A 23,313-nucleotide genomic window follows, 5' to 3' on the forward strand; every position below is an offset into this window, starting at 1 on the left:
GTTGTCGAGGCTAAAGGTCTGCACGTCGACGTTAACAGTTCTGCTCATGCTTTTGGGGGCGGAAGCGGCGCAGGCGGACTCCATACACGGTTTTCTTGAATACAATTACGGCGGCTCCCTGTACCGCAATGCGGTGGCGACTGGGGATGAGTCCCGTGCCCGCAGCGAGGCCTTTGTTCAGAGGTACAGCCTGGGCTTTGACCGGTCGATTTTCCCCTCCCTCGTGCTGTCCGGCGGCGGTCTCTTCCAGGATTCGGCCCAAAACGGCAAAAGTGACGGCGTCAGAACGAAATCCGAGGATTGGTCCCTCAGCCCCTACGTGGAACTAGCGTTGAAAAACCCCTTCGTCAGTTCAGGGGTAGGGTACCGCAGGCGCGAGGAATCATCCAAAAACAACGGTGTTTCCTCACCAAAACAGATTTACGACCAGTATTCCCTCAATGTTGGTCTGCGTCCCTCCCAACTGCCCACGTTGGATGCGACCTTCACCAAGCGGTACATCTACGATGAGAAGCGCATGATGCAGAACATCGAAACGGATAGCTTCACCTGGGGGACCAATTTCACCACGAAGGGAAAGATCGAACTCAATTATGGAGGCAGCTACTCGAAGCAACAGGACCTGCTGCTCCAGTCCCAAAGTGAAGGGCTTTCCAACAACGCCCGAATCGCTACCTCCGGCGAGACTGCGGACCGCCGTCTTACCTACCAGGTGAGCTATAACCTAGGGAACCAGACTTCGACGATTACGGCGAAAGGGAACAGCAGCGCGACGCTTTACATTTCCCAGGTAGGCCAGATGCAGACCCTGGTGACCAACCCGGTCAATCCTACGGCAGATCTTGGACAGTTGGGGAGCTTTCAGCCCCTGAACCTCGTCCTGCCTCAAAACCAGTTGCCACCGGCGATCACCACCCAGAACAACATCGGAATGTCGTTTACCAATCCTACCGATGTCAGCACGCTCTTCATTCCGGTCACGAGCGCGACCCAATCCGGTACCATACCGAAGCTTGAGAACCTGCAAGCGCTCGAAAACCAGTTCTCCTGGCAGGTCTATACCAGTGAGGACGGCATATCCTGGAGTGTGCCTGCGGGTCTGGTTGTATCAGTCCACGCTGGCCACAACCCGGCGGACCCGGGCTCCGAGCAGGTCGGCTTTGTGATCAGGTTTCAACAGTTGAATCTGAGACATATAAAGGTAGTAGAAACGCCGGTGCAACTCTCCGCGACGGCCTTCCCCACGGATATCAATTCAAGCAGTATCGTCGCCTCCAGTATCGTGTCGTTCAGAACACTGCAGGCCTCACAGGGGCGTTCGGCGTCGTCACGCAGTACCGGCGGCGTTCTCGATCTCAACATGCGTGCCCGTCTCTGGGACCTCCCTGCGGTTACCTATGATTTCGGTGCGATCGTGTCCCACTCGCAGGTCGACCAGCAAGGGGTTTCTGTCTCCTTGCTGGTCATGAATGGCATTTCCGCCTTTCAGCGCTTCAACGATGTCTGGGCCGGCACCGGCCGGGTGTCGGAGGAATTTGATCAACCCGCTTCTGGCCCGATTCGCAATGCGCTCTCGTATAGCGTAAGCGTCGTGGCGACACCCTTGCCCACCCTTAACCACTCGCTGGTCTACAGCGGCAGGGCAGAGTTCATTGGCGGCAGCACTACGACCGCGAATTCCGTCTACCTGAACAACTCGGCTCAACTCTACACCGGGGTCGCCGTCAACATGTCGGGGGGGTACAGCACGGCTACGCGAGCCAACGGCCAAGTTTCCGAAGGTGTCAACATTACCTTCGGCCTTGACCTCGTGCCCAACAAAAATCTGACCCTGGGCCTGTCTTACCTCGACCAAAGCGGCCGGGTGACGGGTGGGGGACTGCCGGACAAGAACAGCTTCACCAGGACCGCTACGGTAAACGCGTCCTACAGGCCCTTTGAAACACTGTATGTATCCGGGAGCTACTCCCTTTCGATGGAAAACGATCGTGACAATGCCACCTTCACGAACTATGCGCTGAGTTGGTCTCCCTTCCGGGGTGGCGATCTGCAATTCAGTTTTTCCTATAATGAAGCTCTAAGCTCTTCGGGCAACGAAGTCACCCGTAGCGCATCGCCCAGCCTCACCTGGAATATCAGGCCGGGTTCCACTTTGACCTCCGCTGTCAGCAGGGAACGCAGTTCCGGAGCGAGTTCGGGCACAACGCAGAACACCTCCTGGAGCAACCAGTTGCGGATATCTTTTTAATACGGACACAGGGGATACGGACATGCCAGGTATTTTCTCGCGCAGATTTTTCTTCGTTTTACTGTTGGCAGGGCTGACCGGCGCGCTGTCTGGGTGTGCAGGGAAGGCCGGCGTCTACCAGGACCAGAGCATGGACTTCGGCTCGGTGAAAACCATTGCGGTGCTGCCGCTTGCCAACCTGACCAAGGAGGCGCAGGCGCCTGATCGTGTGCGGGATGTCCTGTCGACCGCGCTCATGGCCAGCAGCGGTATTTACATCCTGCCGCCCGGCGAGGTCATGCGCGGCATCATAAGCACCGGCATAGCGAACCCTTCCAACCCGACCTCCGACGAGATCGTCAAGTTCTGCAAGTCGACCAAGGCGGATGCCGTGCTGACCGGATCGGTCAGGGAGTATGGAGAATTGCGATCCGGCACGGCGGTCGCAAACGTCATCTCCATGAGCATGCAGTTCTCCGAGGGACAGACGGGGAAGGTCGTGTGGTCCGCCGATACCACCCAAGGCGGAATCAGCATTGCTGACAGGCTGTTTGGTGGGGGGGGGCAACCGATGAACGTCATCACGGAAAAGGCTGTCAACGATGTCATCCATAAACTTTTCCAGTAGATGGCTCTGTTTAGCCATGTTGGTGCTGTCTCTGTGCGCCTGCGCCACGGTGCACGAAACGGCAGGGGGGGGTGAGCACCCTCTCCCACAGTTTGATGCCATCGCTGTTTTCCCTGTGGACAACATGACCGGCGGACCTGCGCCTGCCGCCGCCATCCGCAAGCACTGGCTCGGCAAACTGCAGGACCTCGATCTGCCTGTCCTGACTGATGCACGGATGGAGGACGTCCTCACCAAGCATCGGATACGCTACCTGGGTGGCGTCGATGCCATTACCGGGAAGGCCTTCAAGGAGGAGGCCAACGTCTCCGCGATCCTGGTTACCGCGCTTGAGTACTACAACCAGGCTGACCCGCCCAAGGTTGCACTGCATGCCCGGCTCGTGTCAGCCGGGGATAACCCCGAGATCCTCTGGATGGACTCCGTTGCCATCAGCGGCGACGAGAAGCCCGGCATCCTGGGGCTCGGCCTCATATCGGATTTCGCCGTGGTTGAAGACATGGCGCTGTCGCGTCTGCAGTCATCCCTTGCCAGTTGGCTTGCCGGGGGGGGGGAGGCGCAGCCCGTGCAGAGCGTAAAGAAATACGATCCGAAGCTGTCGTACAACGCCTGGCCGGCGCCTAAAGGGACCACGGTGTCCATCGCCGCCGTACCGTTTTACAACGAAACCCAGCTAAAGCGGGCCGGTGACATCAGCCAGATCAACTTCGTGCGCCAGTTGTTCCGTACCCAAGGCATGCATCCGGTTGAGCCGGGAGTCGTTCGTCAGGCCATGCTGGGGATGCGCATGATCATGCACGAGGGTGTTTCAGTTCGCGATGCCGATGTTCTCACCTACGTGCTTGGTGCCGATTTCCTCCTTTCAGGAACCGTTTTTGAATACCAGGACGTCCGCGGCAGGAACGGTGTGCCTAAGGTGGATTTCGGTGTCACACTCATAGACAAGAACGATCGCAGGACCGTTTTCAAATCCAAGAGCTACAACAGTGGGTCCGATGGCGTCTTTTTTTATGATGTCGGCTGGGAACCGAGCGCTTCGGTGATGGCCGGGAAGATGGCTGAGGCCGTGGTCCGCAAGGTGCTTCAAAAGCCTTGAGTAAGGGGCGGAGGCCCCCCGTAACATACTTGACCTTTAATGTCTATTACACTAGAATCGGCTGTTCGAAACGCCCGTCGCAAGAAAGTAATTTTCAGGAACTAACGAAGAGAGGGAACAATGAAAACTAAGGTGCTGATGAGAGGAGCCATAACGGCCGTCGCCGGTGTGGTGCTTTTAACGGGAGTTCCCGGTTCCGCCAACGAAGGGCAGCAAAATACCGTCCCCCCCGTCCAGGCTGCAGGCGGACAGCAGCCGGCGAACCCGGTCGGAGCGAAGGAAGGCGTAGCCTCACAGGATAAAGCCGTCGCCAGCGAGTTCGTCAAGGTCGATGATACGACCTTGCGTTTGAACGTCCCGCTCTATTCCCCCCATTTCTTCGACACGCCGCTCGCGGTGGTCGGCGAGGACAAAATCACCGTCGGAGACCTGCAGCAGGCACTTATGGCAGTGCACGAGAAGGTCAAGGACGAGCATGTGGTCTCCTCCAAGAAGATCTTCATGGAACCCCTGCAGCGCCTGATTAACATACGACTCGTGGTCCAGGAAGCCAAAAGCATGGAATTGGATAAGCTGCCCGAGGTGAAGGAAGACCTGGACAAGTACGCGGAGCAGCAACTGCGCCAGGTGCTGTTCCAGGACCGGGTCAAGGACATAAAGCCCGACGAGAAGCGGGTGGAGAAGGAATACCGTCAGGCCATCAAGGAAATGAAGATGAAGACCGCTCTCTTCAAGAAGGAAGCGGATGCTAAAAAATTCCTGCAGGACGTGAAGGCCGGCAAGAAGTTCGAGGACCTCAGAGAAAAGGCATTCAATGAAGCAAAGGCCGAACCGGTTGGCCGCAACGAGGAATTGTTCGCCACCAACGAAGCGGTCGGGCCGGTTATCAGCGAAGCGCTCGTCGATGCCAAGCCCGGCACCCTGACCCCGGTCATCGAAATCACCAACGGCTACCTGGTCATCAAGGTCGAAGACGTCCGCTACGTGGACAGCCCTGAAAAGAAAGAGATCGCAAAGAACAAGGTGCTCGCCCAACAGAGGCTCGAAAGCCTGAAGGGGTATAAAGCCGAGTTGCTGAAGCAGTACGCGAAGGAAAACACGAAGCTCATAAAGAGCCTTGATTTCGACGCAGCGAAACCCGGCTTTGACCACTACCTCAAGGACAAGCGGGTGGTGATGACCATAAAGGGGGAAAAGCCGATCACCGTCGCGGACCTCGCCGAGACCCTGCAGATGAAGTTTTTCCACGGCATTGAGAACGCCATCAAGGAAAAAAAGCTCAACCGCGAAAAGCTTCTGGCCTTGGACGAGCTCGAGTCGGTGCGCCTTTTCCGCCGGGTTTCGCTGGACAAGGGGCTCGACAAGTCGGAGGAATACCTGAAGCGGATCCAGGCTTACCAGGATAAGGTCCTTTTTACCACCTTCGTGGAAAAGGCGGTGAAACCTGAGGTTTCCATTACCCTCAAAGATGCCAAGGATTACTACCAGGCCCACCTGGCTGACTACCAGACGCCCGCGATGATTCTCCTGGACGGGATCGCTTTCACCAACAAGCAACTCGCCCAGAGCGCTGCAGACAAACTGCGCAGCGGGGTCGACTTCGGCTGGATGAAATCCAATGCCGAAGGTCAGGTGCCCAAGGAGACGCGGGGGCTGTTGGTATTCGAAGACCAGATGCTGGCGGTTCCTGGTTTGCCGGAGCCGATGCAAAAGGTCTTGACCGGTGCGCGCAAGGATGATTACAAGCTCTACGAGAGCCCCGAAGGGTATGTCTATGTGATCTACGTTAAAGAATTTACGCCCCCGGCAGCCCAGGATTTTGAACTGGTGAAGAATGCCATCGGTGAAAAGATCTCGTACGAGCACCTCAACCAGCAGATCGAGAAATGGTTCGCGAAGCTGCGCGAAGCATATCCCGTTAAAATTTATCTCGACCAGAAATAGCATTCAGGGTTTTTTTATCAGCTAAAAAACGTAGCGAAGGGGACAGTATGGTCATGGCAATGACGAGGAACAACAGGCGACCGATTTATCTTTTGGTAGCGCTGTTAGCGGTTATCTGTTTGAGTTGCGTTGGTAGTGCTGAGGCCGCGATGAAATTCGCGAAAAAGGAGTGCTCAGACTGTCACAAAAAATTCGAGGACAAGTACGCTTCCGTCAAGTACAGCCACTCGATGGTCAAGGACAAAAAGTGTGAGGACTGTCACCTCCGTCATGGCATCGTTCCCCAGCTTATCCTGAAAAAGGACGGGAACGCCCTGTGCACCGGCTGCCATGCACCTGACAAGATCGGGCTGGACAAGCCAAAGGTCCACACACCGATCAAGACCGGCAAGTGCACGACCTGCCACAACCCCCACGGGAGCGACGCCAAGTTCTTCCTGAAGGGTGCCGGCAACGAGGCGTGTTACCAGTGCCACAAGAAAGCGGCTTTCGAGAAGAAGGTGGTTCACAAGCCTCTCCTGGAGAAGGGGTGTCGTGCCTGCCATGTCGCGCACAGTTCCGTGTATGCCAACCTCTTGACCAGCGAGGAACCAGCGCTCTGCCTTGGCTGCCATGACAAGGGGGGGAGCGCGTTCAAAAAGGCGCACGGGAACTACGCGGTAGAGCAGAAGAAGTGCACCATGTGCCATGATCCTCACTCCGCCGAGCAGGCCAAACTGCTGAAGGTGAGTGCGCACCCGCCCATCTCCGGCGGCGGCTGCGACGGCTGCCATTCGCCTGCTTCCTCGCCCAAGCCTTTTGAGGTGACAGCGAAAAAAGCTGAGTTGTGCAAGCAGTGCCACGATATGGCCGCCCTCACTGGCGGAGGCATGGTGGAGCACCTCCCGTTCAAAGACGGGAACTGTCTCATGTGCCATGATCCGCATGCGGCACAGGCCTCCAAGCTGCTGGTACAGGAAGGAAACAAGCTCTGCCTAACCTGCCACAAGCAGTTGTCGGGCCCCATGACCAGCAAGCATGCCGCCGTAAGCCAAGGGAAGGGCTGTCTTTCCTGCCACAAGGCCCATGCCTCTACCAAGAAAAAGCTTCTTATCACTGAAGGGGCCGACCTCTGCTACTCGTGCCACGCCAAAGTAAAGGACGCGATGAAGAGCAAGGAAGTCCATCCTCCCTTCGCCGGAGGCGAGTGTGTCTCCTGCCACGATCCGCACGGCTCCAACTTCCCGGACATGTTGAAGGACAGGATGGACAACGTCTGCTTCGGTTGCCACAGTGATGCGGAGTCGAATTTCAAGAAGAACTACACGCACAAACCGGTTCTCGACGCCACCTGTGGTGCTTGCCACAAGGCTCACAGCTCGGACAACAAAAAACTGCTCTCCGCCCAGGGGTCGAAACTTTGCGTCAAGTGCCACAGCGAACTGATGAAGCCGGTGAATCCCGGAACCAACCACGTTCCCTTCGCTGAAGGTGAATGCCTTTCCTGCCATGACGCGCACGCCAGCAATATACGTGGCATGGTGACCAAGAACGAAGCGGTGCTCTGCGCAACCTGCCACAGCGACCTTAACAAAAATGCCAAGGACGCAAAGTCTACCCACGCACCTTATGCCGATGGCGACTGCACCAAGTGCCACAGCCCGCACAAGGCGAAACTGAACAAGCTGTTGCTCGCGCAAAGCCCCGACCTTTGTTTCAACTGCCACAAGGCGGTCAAAACGAAAGTCAACACGGAAAAGCCGCATTCTCCGGCGCAGAAGGACTGCTCCACGTGCCATCTGCCGCATCTTTCCAAGGAGAAAAAGCTGATCGTCGAGCCGTTGCAGACGATGTGCGCCGAGTGCCATGAGCCCGGGAAGCCCGGCTTCATCAAGGCGCACCTTGGCATCAAGGCGTCGGACATGGATTGTATGACCTGTCACGACCCCCACGGGTCAAAGGACCCCAAGTTCTTCAAGAGTGTGGTGCATCCGCCGTTCGCGGGTAGAACCTGTGATGACTGTCATATAAAACAGTAGAGGAGCTATCTAATGTTAAAGCGTTATAAAATGCTTGGTCTGTTTTGCGCTCTGGGCTTGCTGTTGGTGAGTACAGCGGCTCAGGCCCAGGACAATACTGCTAAATACAGGTTGAAGCCCGGCGCCTTCGGCAAACTGTGCCAGGATTGCCATCCTGGTTTCGAAGAGAAATTGAAAAAGCCAAACGTGCACACGCCCGTGAAAAAAGGTGACTGCACGGGGTGCCACAACCCCCACACCTCCGACTTCAAAAAGCTGTTGAGCGCGGAACCGAAAAAGATCTGTTCGACGTGTCACCCAAGCGTCACTCCAAAAGACGCCAAAAGCGTCCACAAGGTGGTCGCTGACGGAGAGTGCCTGAAGTGCCACGACCCGCATTCTTCAATGGTCAAAAATAACCTGCTGAAGCCAGGCAACGAGCTCTGCCTGGATTGCCACAAGTCACTTAGCGGGCGTATCGCCAAGGCAAAGGTCCAGCACGCGCCTGTCAAAAAGGATTGCCTCATCTGCCATGCCCCGCACGGCTCAGCAAAAGAGGCTTCGCTCCTGAAGGAGAGAATCACGGCGCTTTGTGCCGGTTGCCACAAAACCGATCAGCCCATTTTCGTCAAGAAGCACATGAACTACCCTGTGGCCAACTCCAACTGCGTCTACTGCCATGACCCCCACGGTTCAGACAGGAAGGGGATTCTCTACAACAACGTTCATAAGCCGGTTTCCGCCATGATGTGTAACCAGTGCCACGAGGAAGCCACGTCTCCTAACGCCTTGAAGACCAAGCGCGAAGGGGCTGAACTGTGCAAGGGGTGTCACAACGAGATGTACAACACCGCGTTCGGGAAAAACAGGATCCACTCGCCCCTGCTTACCAAGCAGGCGTGCCTGAGCTGTCACAATCCCCACGCCGGCAAGGAGAAGGGGCTGCTGAGGGAGTCCCCGATTCAGCTGTGCGGCAAGTGCCATGCCGATACGATCAAGAGGCAGGAAATGTCGGTGACCAAGCACGAGCCAGTGAAGGTGGGTGAGTGTGCCGCCTGTCACGACCCGCATGCCTCCAATGCACCGCTGTTGATGAAGCAGGAGTCGGTCGTGGACGGATGTGGTACCTGCCATGACTGGATGAAGCATTCGACCCACCCTATTGGCGATAAGTTCAAGGATCCCAGGAACAAGAATCGCAACCTTGACTGTCTGAGTTGCCACCGCTCGCACGGTACCGAGTTCAAAGGAATGCTTCCGTTTAAAACGGTGACAGACCTTTGCGTCCAGTGCCATGAAAAATTCCGGAGGTAGGACCATGCGATATCTTGTACATCTTGCGCTAGCCCTTGTTCTCGTCGTTCCGGCAGCCGCCGGCGCCGCCGATAGTTTAAAGCTGCGGTACCTGGGTTCCATCAGCACCGATGAGAAGGACGGGGCGGTAAAAACGCCAGAGGGGGTCGCATGCAACGACCAGGGTGACGTGATTGTCGCTGACACGGGGAACTCCCGTCTGCTCCGCTACACCTTCCAGGAAAAAAACCTGAAGGGGGGGGCGGTCCTCAAGGTTGACCAGATCGGCGCGCCGGTTCGGGTGCAATACGGCCCGAAGGGTGATGTTTTCGTTCTTGACGGCAAACTCCACAAGGTGGGCAGATTAAACTCGGACGGCAGCTTCGCTGGTTTTGTCGAGCCGGTCGGAGTTACCGGTCCTGCCAAGTATGTGATCAGGAGCTTCAAGGTCGACAGTGCAAACAACCTGTTCCTGCTCGACATTTTGGGCGAGCGGGTGCTGAAGGTAGACAGCACCGGTAAAGTGCTCAGCCAAATCGCGTTTCCTAAAGAATACGGGCTGATCTCTGACCTTGCGATCACCATCGCCGGAGATGTTATTCTTCTTGATGCCGTCAAATCGGTTCTGTACGTATCACGCAAGGACGCTGCCTTTGCGCCTTTGACCAAGGACCTGCACGACTTCATGAACTTCGCGAACTACATCACTGCCAGCAGCAGAAGCGGAGATATATACCTCGTCGACCAGGACGGGGGGGCCATCATTACCATCGGCCCGGACGGCAGTTTTCTTGGTCGCCAGCTCGCCCTTGGATGGCGCACCGGTCAGCTTTACTACCCTGCCCAGGTATGTTTCACCAAAAACGGCGAAGTGTTCATTGCGGACCGGGGCAATTCGCGTGTTCAAATTTTTGAGAATGCAAAATAGGCTTCTTTGCCAAACGGAGGTTTCGTGAAACGATTAGCGCTCTTGACACTGACTCTTTGCACCTTGGTCTTCCTGGTGTCTTGTTCAAAACCGGAGGACAATCTTCCCGGAAAATGGGTAGGTGCCACGGGCAGCCTTACCTTCAAGGCGGATAAAACTGGTGTCATGAGTCTGCCTGAAGGAGCCCCGCAAGCGATAAGCATCCCTTTTACCTGGGAAGTTAAGGACAAGACTGCTATTTCTTTCAAGTTTCCACATCCTGTCTCGAAGGTGGTAACGGGCAAATTCGAAAGCAAAAAGGTCATTCTTCTCGAAGATGACAAGTTCATTAAACAATAAGTATGTTCAGCTATATCTGTCTGTTATTTACCAACAGGACAGTGCTGAAGGAGACGTAGATGAAGAGACGTAATCTGGTTCACGGTATCATAGCTCTGTTTTGTGCAGTATCACTCTATGCTGGTCCTGTTTACGCCACCTACAACGAGGGCATGGAAGCCTACTTGATGAAGGACTACGCGCGAGCGATGAAAAATTTCATGTATGAAGAGGACGCTGCCTCTTTGTACATGGTTGGCTACCTCTACGACCATGGCGAGGGAGTGCCCAACGACAGCGCGAAGGCCGTTGAGTGGTACACCAAGGCTGCCGAAAAAGGATCCGTCAAGGCGATGTACCGCCTGGGGGTCATGTACTCCAACGGTGTCGGAGTCGAAAAGGACGATGCCACAGCGATTAAATGGTTTAAGAAAGCTGCCTTCAAAGGGTTTGTCCCGGCAAAGGATGCCGTGAAAAGGCTTGAGAAGAGTTCGAATTAGACGACGCCGCACATTATGCCCACGTGCTGACATTAACCCCTCTTGCAGTTCAAACTGCGGGAGGGGTTTTTGTGTTATTGGCCCAAGACGGATGTTGCCTTCGTTTGCGGGTACGCCTTGGCGTTGGATAAATGCCTGCTGCGACTCACAACAATGTCAGAAGGTTGAACGGTCATCCCGGGAAAATGAAGATGCCCTTGGGGTGAGGAGGCGGTGGGGAAGGGAAAAAGAGAGCCGGAGCTTACACGGCATCGGGAGCCTGGATGCTAGAAGGATTGGCGGCATTGTGCAGACGGTAACATTTCGGCGCAAGCAGCGAAGTCACGCTGGAGTCTCTCCACCATTCATACATGGTGAGAGACTCCAGCGTCTGGAAACAGGTCATTTCTTCTCGAACTGCAAGACGGTCATTTCCGGCCGGTTGGGAACGTAGAGGAAGGATATCTTGGTCTGCTTGTTCTCCCACGCGATTGAAGACATGTGTGAGCTGGGCTTGGACGCTTTACCTTTACCGTACAGCTTGATGTACTTTTGCTTGAGGTTCTCGATCCCGGTTTCCTTCACGTACTTCGCTTCAAAGGTAACCGATACGCTGGTTAAAAGCCCTTCCTTGAACGCGAAAAGTCTGGAGGCGATGGTGTCGTCTGGTTTGTCCTGAGTGTAGATCATTTCCTTGTTATATTCACCAAGTTTGCCCTTCGGATACGCATCCATAACCTTGTGGAACAAAGTCCCCCACTTGATTTCTTCGTAACCGTTGAAAATGTTTCCTGCGAAGGAACTTGCGGCAAAAACCAGTTGAGCCAGCATTAGCAGGCCGAAGAGTTTTTTCATCATATTCAATCTTCTCCTCATACAGAATTTCACAACCGTCGATTTTATAGCACCGATGGTGGAATTTGCACAGCCTTAAATTTCCTGTTTACGCCACCCTCGTCCAAACAACACCGCCCCGGTGCCGCTTCATTGGCCCGGGGCGGTGTCATGACTTTTGTAGAGGAGTTAATCTTTAGCGTGGCATTTGTTGCAGAGACTACGCTGATAGGAGGCAAAGGAAAGGGCCTTTTTGCCGTACATAGCCTTTTTCACCTCGCCTGAAGTCCTGCCCTGAGCGATGCTCTCGGGGGCGCCGTTATCGGTACCGGGGTAGGCACCGTTGTACACGATGAATGTGGCGGAGACGTTCCAGCGGGTCATGCTGTCGAACCCGGAGGCGTGGGCCCTGTGGCAGGAGAGGCACATGACGTTGGAATCCATGTTGGCACCACTTCTGTTGGAACCGTTGCTGTTTGCTGTCGCTTTGAGAGTCTGGTAGTCATCGGTCCCCATTTCAAAAGGCACCAGGGAGTTGTAGGCTGTGGTCATCGAACCGTTGAGGTTGCCGGATGCCACGTAGGAGTTGTAGTTGCTCGCAGATTCTGCACCCAATCTTGCGTTTTTGCCGGAAGGGTGTTGCGAGGCGCGACCGGAATTGTCTGCGTGCATCCTGTCGTGGCAGTTGCTGCACCATTCCGACATGCCGGAGCCGTAAGCGACCCGGGTGTCGTTGACGGACTCATCGCGGTTGTAGGAGACAGGCGCGATCGCTGCGGGAGGATCCGCCCTGAATTCCAAGCCTGCTCCCCCCTTGTCTTGATATCCTTTGCCGGCCAGCATCCTGTAGGTACTGACGGTGCCGTTGGGGCCGGGTTCGGGGCTCGTTGTGTAGGAACCGGAGGCGATGATCGGAAGCCCAGCATTGCTGATGGTTCCGTCTGCCGCACGACGGTAGTTGCCGTGAGGATCGTGGCAGCTGGTGCAGGAAAGCTTCTGAGATGGGTAGTTTCCGCCGGGAGCCATGGTTATTTTGGAGTCTGCCGTGTAGCCGTAATCTGCGGCCACGATGTTATGCCCATGGCGCTGCCCCTGGCTTTCTTCCATCCTGCCGTTTTCGCCCCTCCACCGGTAGTTTTTCTTAAGCCAGCCGAAGTCACCCGCCGGGGTAAGTTCCACAGGCGCCATCCCTTCGCCGAGTTGCAGGCCGCTGGTTGCAATGTAGTGCCCCTGGGGGGTGACACTTCCATCGGAGGCTTCATGGCACCTCAGGCAGGTGGAGCTTGCATCGGAGCCGAGAAGATCGATGGCAGACCGATTCTTCCTTAGTGCGATTTCGGAAGCGCCTGTGGCGTGGCAGCCGTTGCATTCACCGGTACCACCCTTATGGAAAGACTCCCCTTTCGCAAACGAGGCAGCGTGCGCGCTGCTAAGGCTGATGACGAGAGCAGTTATCATGAGAAGAGGGAATCTCGAGCGCTTACCGAATGTGCTGTTCTGGCTTTGGGTCGTCATGGCTCTGCTCCTCCTTGCATAGGTTGTAGTACCTAGTACAAATCTGAAGCCATATGCCATGCGTTGGGCCATTTATTGCCAACTAGTCGAAATTAAATGATAAAAATCTTCGTTATACGGCATTGATTGAAAGTGTTTTTCAGTTAAGGGTGTTCGGCCAGGGTACACGAACGCTTTTGTGGGAATAAGTTATTACTTGTTTTCAGCTGGTTAGGTCGGGTGTTCAGCTTTTGGGGTGCCGGTGCAGAATTTGAGCAATCGTTGAGGGAGGGTGATTTACAGAGAAGGTATGTGGTGGGCCCGGTAAGAGGGGGAGCAAATGCTCCCCCTCGGAGATAGCGGTTTACTTTGCTGCTTCAGAAGAGCCGACGACGGTCGTAACCGCGCGCCGGTTGCGTTGGCGTCCGTCGACGGTCGCATTATCAGCGATGGGGCTGGAATTGCCAACCCCCTGGGTCTGTATCCGGGCGATGGAGATGCCATAGGCCCGTGTGAGGTAGCGTTTTATTTGCTCTGCACGTTTTGTCGAAAGAGTCTGGTTTAAACTTTCCGACCCGGTACTGTCGGCATGGCCAATTATGATTGCCACTGTTTGGCGATTACTTTTCATGAATTTGGCGATGCGGTCGAGCACAGGTGAAAATTTCGGACGGATAGCATAGCTTTTAGAATCGAACTCAATCGTCAAGGTCAGCATCGGTGCTTTCCCCAACTCTGTTGAAGGACCGGGCAGTTGCACGGTAACCTCCGCGCTCGGGCTGGGCGCGCCTTGAGCAACCGGCTCGGTTTTGGTTCCGTCACTTGTGTTTGTTGCGAGTGGGGCCAGAGCAACCGCAGCGGGGCCGGGAGCCGCTATGACAGGTGCCGGAACAGGTATGGGCGGCTCGGGCGCTACTGGAGCCGTGGGCACGGCAGCAACCAAACCTGCGGGCGGAGCTTTGGCGACAGGCGCCTGCGCTGCGTTCACATTGGCAGGAGGGGGCTGCAGGGCAGGGGGGAGTGATGCAGGGACGTTATTCCTTCTGTACTTCGTGGGCGGCGCGCTCTTGCGCTCGTTAAAGATGAAGCTTAAACCGGCGGTCAATTCAAAGCTGTTCCCTAAACTGGTAGCTGCGATGTCCCTGATCTCGCACCGGAGGGCCAGGTTGTTCCGGATAAAATATTTCGCCCCCACGCCGAAATCTATGAATGGGCTCGATTGGCCTTTGTCGGCTATGAGCCCCCCCACGCCGAAGGTGACGAAAGGAGTGAATTGTTCTCGTCTCAAGATCGGATAGACCGTCTGCAGACTAAGCAGATACAGGTTGGTCACACCGTTGACGCCGGAATCGGCCATGGCAGCACTGATATCGCCCTCGAAAACAAAGCTGTCTGTCACCTGCTTGTCAACCTTGAGACCGACCAGAGGGCCGGTCTTTAACGATTCGAAATGGCCAGGGACAAAGGCGCCAATAACGGGAGTGACGCCGAGGTCGCCGATCTGTTCCCGTGCATGGCACGGTATTGCCGCTGCAGCCAATACAAGTACGGAGCAGGCTAACAAGTATCCTCGGAGCGTGGGTTTCTTCATGCAGAGTAGCCCTTTCTCAGGTGTTGCCCTGGAGTTGGCAGGCTCGCTGAGGCGGCGAAGCGCTGCTGGGTATGGGCACATGGGAGACGATAAATGAGCCGGGTGATTCTACTTTATTTGGCTGCAAGAGTCAAAGAAACTGCGTTCTCTATTGCAACGAAAGCTGCCAGTGCTCCTTGGAGAATCAGGGGACTCTCTCCTGTCCCATAATCTGCTTGTTAGTTGGCGGTGATAATGGTATTTTTCGGAAGGAACCTGGTGCATCAATTAACACCTAAATGCAAGGAGCTTTCATGATCAAGCGCGCAACTGTCATCTCCGCTTTTCTTGTGGCCGTTATCCCGGCCACTCTAGTTTTCGCAGACGGCTTGGCCGGAGGGGGAGGGGGTGTAATGTCCACTACCGACGGGGCAGCTGGTAAGGTCGTTGAAACGGCGACAGCAGGCGAGTACACCTATGTCAACTTGGAGAAGGACGGTAAAACTGCCTGGGTTGCCTGTCCGGTAACCAAGGTCAATGTCGGGCAGCAACTAGCCTTTACGGGGTGCACGCCGATGATGAACTTTGAGAGCAAGGCTTTGAATAAAACTTTCGGGATCATCATGTTTTGCGGCATGCCTCTCTCGCAGGCTGAAACCGAGTTGCTTAGTAAAAAATCCACAGGGAGCAGCGGTTTGGTACCTGAGGCAAAGGAGAAGATTGTTGTAGAAATGGTTAAGGCGCCAAATGCGTACAGCATTGCCGACCTCTACCAGAAAAGTGAGGAGTTGGACAAAAAGACGGTCGTTGTTACTGGAAAGGTCATGAAAGTGTCCCAGAGGATCATGGGGTGGAACTGGCTCCATTTGCAGGACGGCACGGGAACGCCTCTACAGAAAAACAATGATCTCGTCGTGACAACAAAGGAGCTTCCGAAGGTAGGCGACGTGGTGACGGTTTCTGGAACTTTCGCTAGAAACAGAGACTTTGGGTCGGGCTACAAGTATGCAGTCATCCTGGAATCGGCGTCGCTGCAGAAATAGCAACGCTGAATCGGCTCTGAGGTTGTAACGTCAAGCGGCAAGACCTGTCATGTCGAACTATTGGCTTGACAAAAAAACTGCCACCGCATAAAATCCGGCGCAAAATCAGCCGTATAAGCTGTCGTTGCGGCGTATGCTGCAGCAGAAACTCAGTCAAGTCTGCTGAAGTCTCTTCCTAGTAAGGCCGACTGGTAACCCAGTCGGCCTTTTTGATGTTAATCGTAGCGTTTACTCATCTAATTTGACTACCCCTTGTCGACTTCGGTTGGGGCCGTTTCAGGAGATCCGAAGCCATGCCACAAAAAATTGCCACTTCCGTCCTTCTACTGGGGATCGTCACCTATTTGCTTGTCCCACTTTCGGTCACTACCGCTGGGGCAGGGGAGGCGGCGCAGAAGGAAGCCTGTGTCACTTCGTCGTGTCACGCGAACATGGGCAAAGCAGCCTTCGTTCATGGGCCCGCTGCAGTCGGTGAATGCACCGGCTGCCATACGAAGATAGGCAAGCACAAGTTCGAGCCGATTATAAATCCAGGCCAACAATGCCTTGAGTGCCACGAAAAACTAAATACCATGACCGTGGTACATGCGCCTGTGCGCATGTTGGAGTGCGTGAAATGCCATGATCCTCACCAGTCGCCGTACAAGTACCAGTTGCGTGCAGAGGGGAGCAACCTGTGCTTTTTATGCCACTCCAAGGCGATTGTGTCAGGAAAATATCTGCACGGGCCCCTCGGTGTCGGTGGTTGCAATGCATGTCACTATGCCCATCAAAGCCCAAATCGAAAGCTCTTGATAGCAGAGGGGAATTCCCTGTGCTTTACTTGCCACACCGATAAGGCTGAAGCATTCAAGGACAAGAAATACATGCATGCGCCGGTCAAAGAGGCCTGCATAAACTGCCATAGTCCACACAGTTCAGACTACCGCTTTACCCTTAGTGCAAACGGCAACATGGATCTCTGTTACAAGTGCCATAGGGACAAGGAAAAGGCCATAGCCAGCGCTACGGTACCCCACAAAGGGGTACAGACCGACCGCAAATGCCTGGCCTGCCACGATCCCCACGTCTCTGATTTTCCAAAACAGCTAGTAAGGCAGCCGATGGATCTGTGTATGAGCTGTCATGACCGTGAGTACAACGGTGCGAATGGTAAGATAGCGAATATGAGTGTTTTGCTTGGAAACGGCAGCGAAAAACACGGGCCCATCCAGGAAAAGGACTGCTCAGGATGCCATGACGCGCACGGTTCAAACAACTTCAGGATACTGCTGGAGAGTTTCCCGCAGCTTTTCTATGCTCCATATAACGCTGACAATTACAAACTGTGCTTCATGTGTCACCAAAAGACCATCGCGAGTGTAGAAACGACGACCACTCTTACCGGTTTTCGAAACGGAGACCAGAATCTTCATTTCGTGCATGTCAACAAGGCAGTAAAAGGCCGTACTTGCAGGGCGTGCCATGATGCGCATGCGACAAACAACCCCAAACACGTGCGCGACGGGGTGCCATTTGCAAAGTGGCAACTCCCCATCGGCTTCAAAAAGAGTGCAAATGGTGGGGCTTGTCTGCCGGGGTGCCACCAATTGTTCAGTTACGACAGGGTAAAACCTGTCCTCAACAAGCAGGTGCAAGGCAAATGAGGTGTAGAAGCGCTGGCCGCGCCGCAAATGCCTTTGGGGGGCAGAAGGTGGTTATCTTTTGCCTTCTTTTCCTGCTGCTGGCGTTGACAGTATGCCATGGGGGGGGACTCAATGCGGATGGGGCACAACCTGCCGTGTCCCAAACTGCAGGAGAAGACGACGAAATAAGGGCAGCCCGTACCGATGTGGAAAGACAGCCTGGAGTGCCCCAGCCCCTCATTCATCTCGGCTATCTGTTGGTTGCTTCCGGCAAGCCCGAGGAGGCCTTGACACGGTTTGATCAGGTTCTTGTTCTGGTCCCCAAATCGTTTGAGGCGAAAACCGGTCGCGGCATGGCACTTGCCCGGCTGGGGAGATTGCAGGAGGCCGAGCGTGAACTGCGCAGTGCCCTGCTTATGAACCCCAACCCTGTGCGTACCCACTACGAACTTGGGCTGGTGTATCGGCAACTGGGCGATGAAGGCAAGGCCCTCGAGCAGTTCAAGGAAGGAATCAGGAAGTATGAACAGGGTAGGCAGTGATCTTCAAGCGGATATTTTCGGGGTGGTGAGGCGTTATCTCACCCTATTGATCATGGCGCTATGTTTCTGGAGCGGTTCCCCGGCACCGGCCGATGCCTCTCTCCTTGTATTGCAGGTCGGGGTCGAAGGGCCCGATTTTGTTCTTAATACGCTGGAAGGCAAAAATAAAAAATCCTCAGAATTGCAAGGAGAGGGCCTTACTGCACTCGTTTTCTGGTCTACCTCTGTGAAAAAGTCGGAGGCCCTGCTGACCAAGATGCAGCAACTGTATTCCCGCTTCCGATCCTCCGGCTTCAGCGTGATTGCAGTCAATGTTGATGAACAAAAGGCAGGGCCACGGACGCTACAGGCGGTTGGCAAGACCCGAGACCGGTTGAAGCTCGATTTCCCAATGTTGCTGGATCCCGGTCTAGCCGCCTTCAGCGATTACGGCGTAATAGCGCTGCCAACAACCGTCATCGTGGACAAGCAACGAGTCGTGAAGTACGAGCTCTCCGGATACCCTCTGGTCGGGGCCGACGCTTTGGAAGAGTTCGTGGTTTCTTCAATAGCCGGGCCCTCGTCGCAAAAGCACGTCGCGCATCCTGCTTACCTGCCTGACAAGACAGCGGTCCGATTCTATGGGATGGGGATACGCAGCCTTAAATCGAAGGTCCTTGCGAGCCAGGCTGAAAATTGGTTCCGCAAAGCCGTCGACGCCGATCCCAATTTCATGCTGCCGCGCCTGGGGCTTGGCAAGTTGTACAAGGACCGGGGAGACATGGCGCGTGCCGAGGCCGAGTATCGTGCAGTTCTCGCAAAAGAGCCGAAGCACCCGGTTGCCACCTGCGAAGTCGCTCTTGTCCTGGTGGAACGAGGCAGGAATACAGATGCCCTTGCCATGCTTGAGGACGCGCGCAAGTCGCACGAGGCCTATTCGCCATGTTACTACTACATGGGGTATGCTTTGGGGCGGGAGAGGAGACTACCTGAGGCGGAGGCGATGTTCAGGGAGGCCGAGGCACTAAACCCTTCCGACTACAGAACCTATGTTTACCAAGGTAAGCTGTTTGAGTACTTGAAAGACACGAAAAAGGCCGCAGACTCCTACGCGCGTGCTTTAGACAGGATTGTTCATGGCAAGTGATTTTAAGGCGTCTGGTGCAGTCAAGCTTGGGAGGTTGGCTGGTCTGATCGGGGCAGCTGCGCTTGGCGTCTGCCTTTTGGGTGGAGCTGCGGTGGCCGAGCCGGGTGACAGCCGCATAAAAATCGTCACGCCACCGGACAAGTCCGTGCTGGAAGGCCCCCTTGCTGCGGTCACGGTGCGGTTGCCGACGGATCGGCCGGACGAAATACAGATCTTCCTGAACCGAAGGCGTGTCAGACTGCCAAAGAGGCAGTACCGCCAGTACATGACCTGCTTCGATGGCGTAGAACTTGCGAGCGGTAAGAACGAGATCAGGGTGGTCGCCCTTAAGGGGGGGAAGCCCGTGGATGAAAGCACTTCGACGGTGTTCCTGCATTCAGAACTCTCGTCTGATGGAGCAAGGGTGCCAGAAGGGTTCAGCGGGTACACCTTTCACGAGCAGACGCATGAGCGGGTTTGCCTACCTTGCCATCAACTCGATTTTTCCAAGACTGCCGAATCGGAAACACGTGCCGAAAATTCTCCTTGCTATCAGTGCCACAAGAAGATGCTCACCACGTATGCCAACGTTCATGGCCCAGCCGCAGTTGGCGGGTGCCTTGGGTGCCATGACCGGGGTGCAAAACCGAAACTCTCCGTGCCTAAGCCGGAAGGTAAGCTCTGCAACAGCTGTCACGAGAATTCCTGGCCAAGTATGCCCTTTGGTCATGGGCCCACTGCGGCCGGAAGCTGTGCCATCTGCCACGATCCCCACGCGTCGAACCAACCTTACTTTCTACTGAAATCAGCTGCCGACCTTTGTGCGGGGTGTCATGAGGAGATTCTTGCCAAACCCCACGTCATAGTCGGGTTCTCGAACAACGCGCACCCCGTGCGTAAATGGCCGGACCCGTACCATCCGGGCAAGGAATTCACTTGCGTTTCCTGCCATAATCCCCATGCCGGACTTACGCCGGCTTTCCTTCAAAATTACGATGGCATTTCACCCATCAGCAACTTCTGCATTACCTGTCATGCAATGCGCTAGGCAGAGTTGCCTGGTCATCTGTTTTTCACCTTGATGCAACCTCTACTTGGGTAAAAGCCCGCACGATCGTTTCTGCTTCGGGAAGCCCCTGGGCAGCAGCCTTTCTCAACCACCTGAGCCCTTCGGCTTCATTTGCATGCACCCCGGCTCCCTCCAGGTAAAGAAGACCAAGATCCGCCTGTGCAACATCAAGTCCCAGTTCTGCAGCTCGGTGCAGGTAGGTCAGCGCTGTTTTCTTGTCCTGGTTCAATCCGATCCCGCTGCCATACATTTGGCTCAAAATGAAGTATGACCCTGCAGTCTCGTCTGATTTGAACTCCCGTGCAGCTTTTTCATAATTACCCGCTGCGTAGGCCACGACTCCCGCTGCGTAATCAGCGAAGGCCGGTAAAGCTGCACTGACGAACAACACAGATCCGATTAACGCGGTTAACAGTTTCCGTCTCATGGCACCCTCCTCACGGCTTGATTTTGGTTGGGGTATCGCAAGTTCGGTGCCAATGTGCGATGAGAGCAAACTACCGTCCTTTCAGTCGTTTATGTAATTTAGTGGAGATGGTGGTCTGTTGCCCCTTGAACAGCTTGTAGCCTGTGGATTGGCTTAATAATTGGATTCACTCTTCTTTTTAAAAACTGGGCAGGTGTGCAGAATGTGTACACTGACAAGTTGGTCTCACCGCCCGCGGCGGCAGGTGCCGTAGTGGCAGGTGCTGCCTCGAGGGTACCGCAGCTTTCTTGGTCACCTCAATTCCGCTGGCAAAATAGATGGACTTGAAGGTGCGGTTTAGGGGCTTGCTGCTGAATTCGCCCATCGGTGTGCCGTAACGCACGCAACTGCTTTTCAGTCGGGTTCAGATGTGCCCGCCCCAAACCGAAGGTACGCTCGATGTTACCGTTGCTCCGCCCGCGGGGCTTCAGGCGCGGCCGCCGCAGGGACGGCAGGGGGGGGGGCAGCGGACTTCTGCTGGTCGGGTCCCTTCTTCAGTCCCCCGGAAAAATGGATATAGGGAAAGTTCCGGTTCAGTGTGGTGCTCTTGAAGTTGACCATGTCGATACCTGGTATCAGCTCGATATTCTCCCCCACCTTGACTTCCGTGCCCGGTATGGCAGACCAGGTCCTTCTCCCCTCCTTTTCCAGCAGGATGTAGGTGTAGGCGCCAGCATTCATCGTCTGCAGCACCTTTCCCTCCATGACGGGGTTACCGACCTCCTTGCTTGCCTCAAGATCGGCCGCATGGGGGGCTCCCGTGGCCGTGGCTACCATTCCTCCTGAGAAGATGATGGAGTCGAAGGTGCGGTTGAGGGCCTTGCTGTTGAAGTTCTTCAGCTCGGCTCCTGGCAGCAGCTCGATCTGCTGCCCGATGCTCACGCTCATCAGGGGGGCGGCCACCCAGAGCGTCTTCCCTTCCGTCTCAAGGTTGACGTAGGTATAACCCGCGGCATTCATAGTATCGAGTACCTTCCCACGGAGCAGGCTGGGCGCCTTTGCAGAGACCGGTTTTGTTGCGGGCCTCGACGTCTGGCCGGGGAGGGTACACGCCGCCAGGCTGGTCGCCAGGATCGCCAGCCCCACAGCGATGGTCAGATTTCTAGTGTTCTTCATGTACGGTTCCTCCGTATTGTTGCTCCGGCCCAGCCGGAGAGGGTGCTGCGCCGTACCTGCCGGTTTGGTCATGGCGACGCTACTGGTTGATGATCAGGGTGAGAGTTACCACGGCTCTGCGGTTTTTGTGGCGGCCTGTGGCGCTTTGGTTGTTTGACACCGGTTTTTGTGAGCCGTGTCCCTTGATCGTGATTTTTGCGGGAGCAACGCCGTACTTGACCAGTTCATTCTTCACGTTCTGGGCTCGCTGCTGCGACAGGGCGAGGTTGGCCCGGTCATTCCCCACGTTGTCGGTGTGTCCCTCGATGACGGCGGTGGACTCCTCGTTGTATTTCATGAGCGACGCGAAGGCCGCTAGCTTGGCCTGGTAGACCGGCCGTATCGCTTGGCTGCTGAACAAGAACTCGATGGTCAGGGTCCGTATGCTCCTTTTAGGAGCGTGTGCCTGGGGAGATGGTACCGGCTGCGTCGACGCCGGGGCGGGAGCAGGCGCCTGTGTGGCGGGCGTCGCGGCCTGGGAGACCGTTCGCGGTTGTGCGGCCGCGGCCCCTGCCGGCGGTGCATTTGGTGCTAGGGGAGGCTCGGCGTCTGGCAATCTCCGCCTGGCAGCGCTGTGAGCCGTGACCGGTGCGGGGTAGGCGGCCGGCGCGAACGCGTCGCCGGGGTTGGGTGGCAGGAGGTTGAGGCCCATAGCCGCTGCACCCGACCCGCGAAGAAGCTCCAGAATGGATGGAGGGGGGGGGGCCGGGGTGGCTGTTTCCGCTGTCGGCTTGGCCTGCTTCTCTTCCTGGGCCTGCGGGATGTTCTTGCGCGGCGGGGGAGGCACAGGCTTTCTGCGCTGCTTGCCGAAATAGTAGGTCAGGCCGGTGGTTATTTCGAAATTGCTGGTAGTGGTTGCGTGTTGGTAGACCATGAGCTGGCGCACATCCGCGCGGATAGCCAGGTACTCTTCCAACTGGTATTTCAGGCCGAACCCAAAGTTGAACAAGGGACTTTTGTCGCGTGCACCTTCCCGGTCGGTGAAGATCCCACCTGCACCAAGCGCGAGGAAGGGGGTCACGGCCTTTCTGGTCACGATCGGGTACGTCGCATCGAGGCGGAACAGGTAGGCCTGGGCCTTGAGGTGCTGCTCCTTGGTTGTGGTGGGAAGGTAATTGAAAGTAGCGTCGACGCCGATACTGTCCGTAATTCCGGTTCCGACGTGGTCGTAACTGGCTTTCACGCCGTAGGTGATGGCCGGATCCAAGGACTGCACCGAAGAGAACAGATAGCCACCCACCAAAGGCGTAACGCTGACAGAATCAATCGGCTTTACGTACTTTGCTGCGGCAGCGTGTCCTTCAGATGAAAGCAGAAGGAAAAGGCCGAGGACGGCTATCAGGCGGGAAACGAATAGGGGCAACTTCGGCTCCATTATGCAAACACTGTGGTTGCCGCATCTTATACTAACCCGTTCATTGATTCAACTATTAATACTTTACGATAAATAGCCCGTATAGTGCTTTGAGCCGGCTCCCCAGCCTGTCCCCTCCCCGCTTT

Annotated in this window: 20 protein-coding genes; 14 read left to right on the forward strand and 6 right to left on the reverse strand. The window is 55.7% G+C overall.

All coding sequences use genetic code 11. The features are described 5' to 3' along the window. Position 1 precedes the first annotated feature (1 nt). The 9 genes from KOM00_RS14405 to KOM00_RS14445 all read left to right on the forward strand — a co-directional run bounded on the left by KOM00_RS14405 (position 2) and on the right by KOM00_RS14445 (position 10,931). Positions 2-2,248 carry a hypothetical protein gene (locus KOM00_RS14405; protein WP_216499628.1) on the forward strand — a complete coding sequence of 749 codons (2,247 nt, stop codon included), beginning with the start codon at positions 2-4 and terminating at the stop codon, positions 2,246-2,248. Positions 2,249-2,270: 22 nt separating this feature from the next. Further along, complete coding sequence (locus tag KOM00_RS14410) at positions 2,271-2,855, forward strand: GNA1162 family protein (RefSeq protein ID WP_216499629.1); 585 nt, start codon at positions 2,271-2,273, stop codon at positions 2,853-2,855. A 124-nt stretch (positions 2,856-2,979) separates the two neighbouring features. After that, a complete protein-coding gene (locus tag KOM00_RS14415) occupies positions 2,980-3,951 on the forward strand; it encodes a hypothetical protein (protein WP_216499630.1) in 972 nt (323 codons plus the stop codon). A gap of 120 nt (positions 3,952-4,071) precedes the next feature. Further along, positions 4,072-5,895, forward strand: a complete 1,824-nt coding sequence (locus KOM00_RS14420) for a peptidylprolyl isomerase (RefSeq protein WP_216499631.1) — start codon at positions 4,072-4,074, stop codon at positions 5,893-5,895. 149 nt (positions 5,896-6,044) lie between these two features. Beyond that, positions 6,045-7,913: a cytochrome c3 family protein gene (locus KOM00_RS14425; protein ID WP_236026972.1), complete on the forward strand. Its 1,869-nt coding sequence runs from the start codon at positions 6,045-6,047 to the stop codon at positions 7,911-7,913. Between the two features lie 198 nt (positions 7,914-8,111). Then, a complete protein-coding gene (locus tag KOM00_RS14430) occupies positions 8,112-9,206 on the forward strand; it encodes a cytochrome c3 family protein (RefSeq protein ID WP_328758583.1) in 1,095 nt (364 codons plus the stop codon). A gap of 4 nt (positions 9,207-9,210) precedes the next feature. After that, the gene (locus tag KOM00_RS14435) at positions 9,211-10,113 is read left to right on the forward strand and encodes an NHL repeat-containing protein (protein ID WP_216499634.1); all 903 of its coding nucleotides are present in this window, start codon (positions 9,211-9,213) and stop codon (positions 10,111-10,113) included. Between the two features lie 24 nt (positions 10,114-10,137). Next, positions 10,138-10,452: a hypothetical protein gene (locus KOM00_RS14440; RefSeq protein WP_216499635.1), complete on the forward strand. Its 315-nt coding sequence runs from the start codon at positions 10,138-10,140 to the stop codon at positions 10,450-10,452. A gap of 59 nt (positions 10,453-10,511) precedes the next feature. Further along, on the forward strand, positions 10,512-10,931 hold the full coding sequence (locus tag KOM00_RS14445) for a tetratricopeptide repeat protein (RefSeq protein ID WP_216499636.1): 420 nt from the start codon (positions 10,512-10,514) through the stop codon (positions 10,929-10,931). 381 nt (positions 10,932-11,312) lie between these two features. On the opposite strand, the gene KOM00_RS14450 is transcribed toward KOM00_RS14445, so the two are convergent. The 3 genes from KOM00_RS14450 to KOM00_RS14460 form a co-directional block, all read right to left on the reverse strand. Then, a complete protein-coding gene (locus tag KOM00_RS14450; protein ID WP_216499637.1) occupies positions 11,313-11,768 on the reverse strand; it encodes a hypothetical protein in 456 nt (151 codons plus the stop codon). Between the two features lie 165 nt (positions 11,769-11,933). Then, positions 11,934-12,932 (reverse strand): cytochrome C, encoded by a 999-nt coding sequence (locus KOM00_RS14455; protein WP_236026974.1) that lies wholly within the window; start codon positions 12,930-12,932, stop codon positions 11,934-11,936. A 670-nt stretch (positions 12,933-13,602) separates the two neighbouring features. Then, a complete protein-coding gene (locus KOM00_RS14460) occupies positions 13,603-14,829 on the reverse strand; it encodes an OmpA family protein (protein WP_216499639.1) in 1,227 nt (408 codons plus the stop codon). Positions 14,830-15,122: 293 nt separating this feature from the next. On the opposite strand from KOM00_RS14460, the gene KOM00_RS14465 reads away from it, so the two are divergent. The 5 genes from KOM00_RS14465 to KOM00_RS14485 all read left to right on the forward strand — a co-directional run bounded on the left by KOM00_RS14465 (position 15,123) and on the right by KOM00_RS14485 (position 20,171). Beyond that, on the forward strand, positions 15,123-15,851 hold the full coding sequence (locus KOM00_RS14465) for an OB-fold nucleic acid binding domain-containing protein (protein ID WP_216499640.1): 729 nt from the start codon (positions 15,123-15,125) through the stop codon (positions 15,849-15,851). A 293-nt stretch (positions 15,852-16,144) separates the two neighbouring features. Continuing rightward, positions 16,145-17,497, forward strand: a complete 1,353-nt coding sequence (locus KOM00_RS14470; protein ID WP_216499641.1) for a cytochrome c3 family protein — start codon at positions 16,145-16,147, stop codon at positions 17,495-17,497. A 47-nt stretch (positions 17,498-17,544) separates the two neighbouring features. Next, positions 17,545-18,018 carry a tetratricopeptide repeat protein gene (locus tag KOM00_RS14475; protein ID WP_216499642.1) on the forward strand — a complete coding sequence of 158 codons (474 nt, stop codon included), beginning with the start codon at positions 17,545-17,547 and terminating at the stop codon, positions 18,016-18,018. Beyond that, entirely contained in the window at positions 17,999-19,144 is a 1,146-nt protein-coding gene (locus KOM00_RS14480; protein WP_216499643.1) for a redoxin domain-containing protein, read from the forward strand. Before KOM00_RS14475 ends, KOM00_RS14480 begins: the two co-directional genes overlap by 20 nt. Next, positions 19,134-20,171, forward strand: a complete 1,038-nt coding sequence (locus tag KOM00_RS14485; RefSeq protein WP_216499644.1) for a cytochrome c3 family protein — start codon at positions 19,134-19,136, stop codon at positions 20,169-20,171. The genes KOM00_RS14480 and KOM00_RS14485 overlap by 11 nt, the downstream gene beginning before the upstream one ends. 25 nt (positions 20,172-20,196) lie before the next feature. Here KOM00_RS14485 and KOM00_RS14490 read toward each other — a convergent pair whose 3' ends face one another. The 3 genes from KOM00_RS14490 to KOM00_RS20925 form a co-directional block, all read right to left on the reverse strand. Beyond that, a complete protein-coding gene (locus KOM00_RS14490; protein WP_216499645.1) occupies positions 20,197-20,619 on the reverse strand; it encodes a tetratricopeptide repeat protein in 423 nt (140 codons plus the stop codon). A 441-nt stretch (positions 20,620-21,060) separates the two neighbouring features. Continuing rightward, positions 21,061-21,774 (reverse strand): hypothetical protein, encoded by a 714-nt coding sequence (locus tag KOM00_RS14495; protein WP_216499646.1) that lies wholly within the window; start codon positions 21,772-21,774, stop codon positions 21,061-21,063. 79 nt (positions 21,775-21,853) lie between these two features. Then, the gene (locus KOM00_RS20925) at positions 21,854-23,188 is read right to left on the reverse strand and encodes an OmpA family protein (RefSeq protein ID WP_328758588.1); all 1,335 of its coding nucleotides are present in this window, start codon (positions 23,186-23,188) and stop codon (positions 21,854-21,856) included. Positions 23,189-23,313 lie beyond the last annotated feature (125 nt).

This window comes from Geomonas diazotrophica, assembly GCF_018919385.1.
Taxonomy (GTDB): Bacteria; Desulfobacterota; Desulfuromonadia; order Geobacterales; family Geobacteraceae; genus Geomonas; species Geomonas diazotrophica.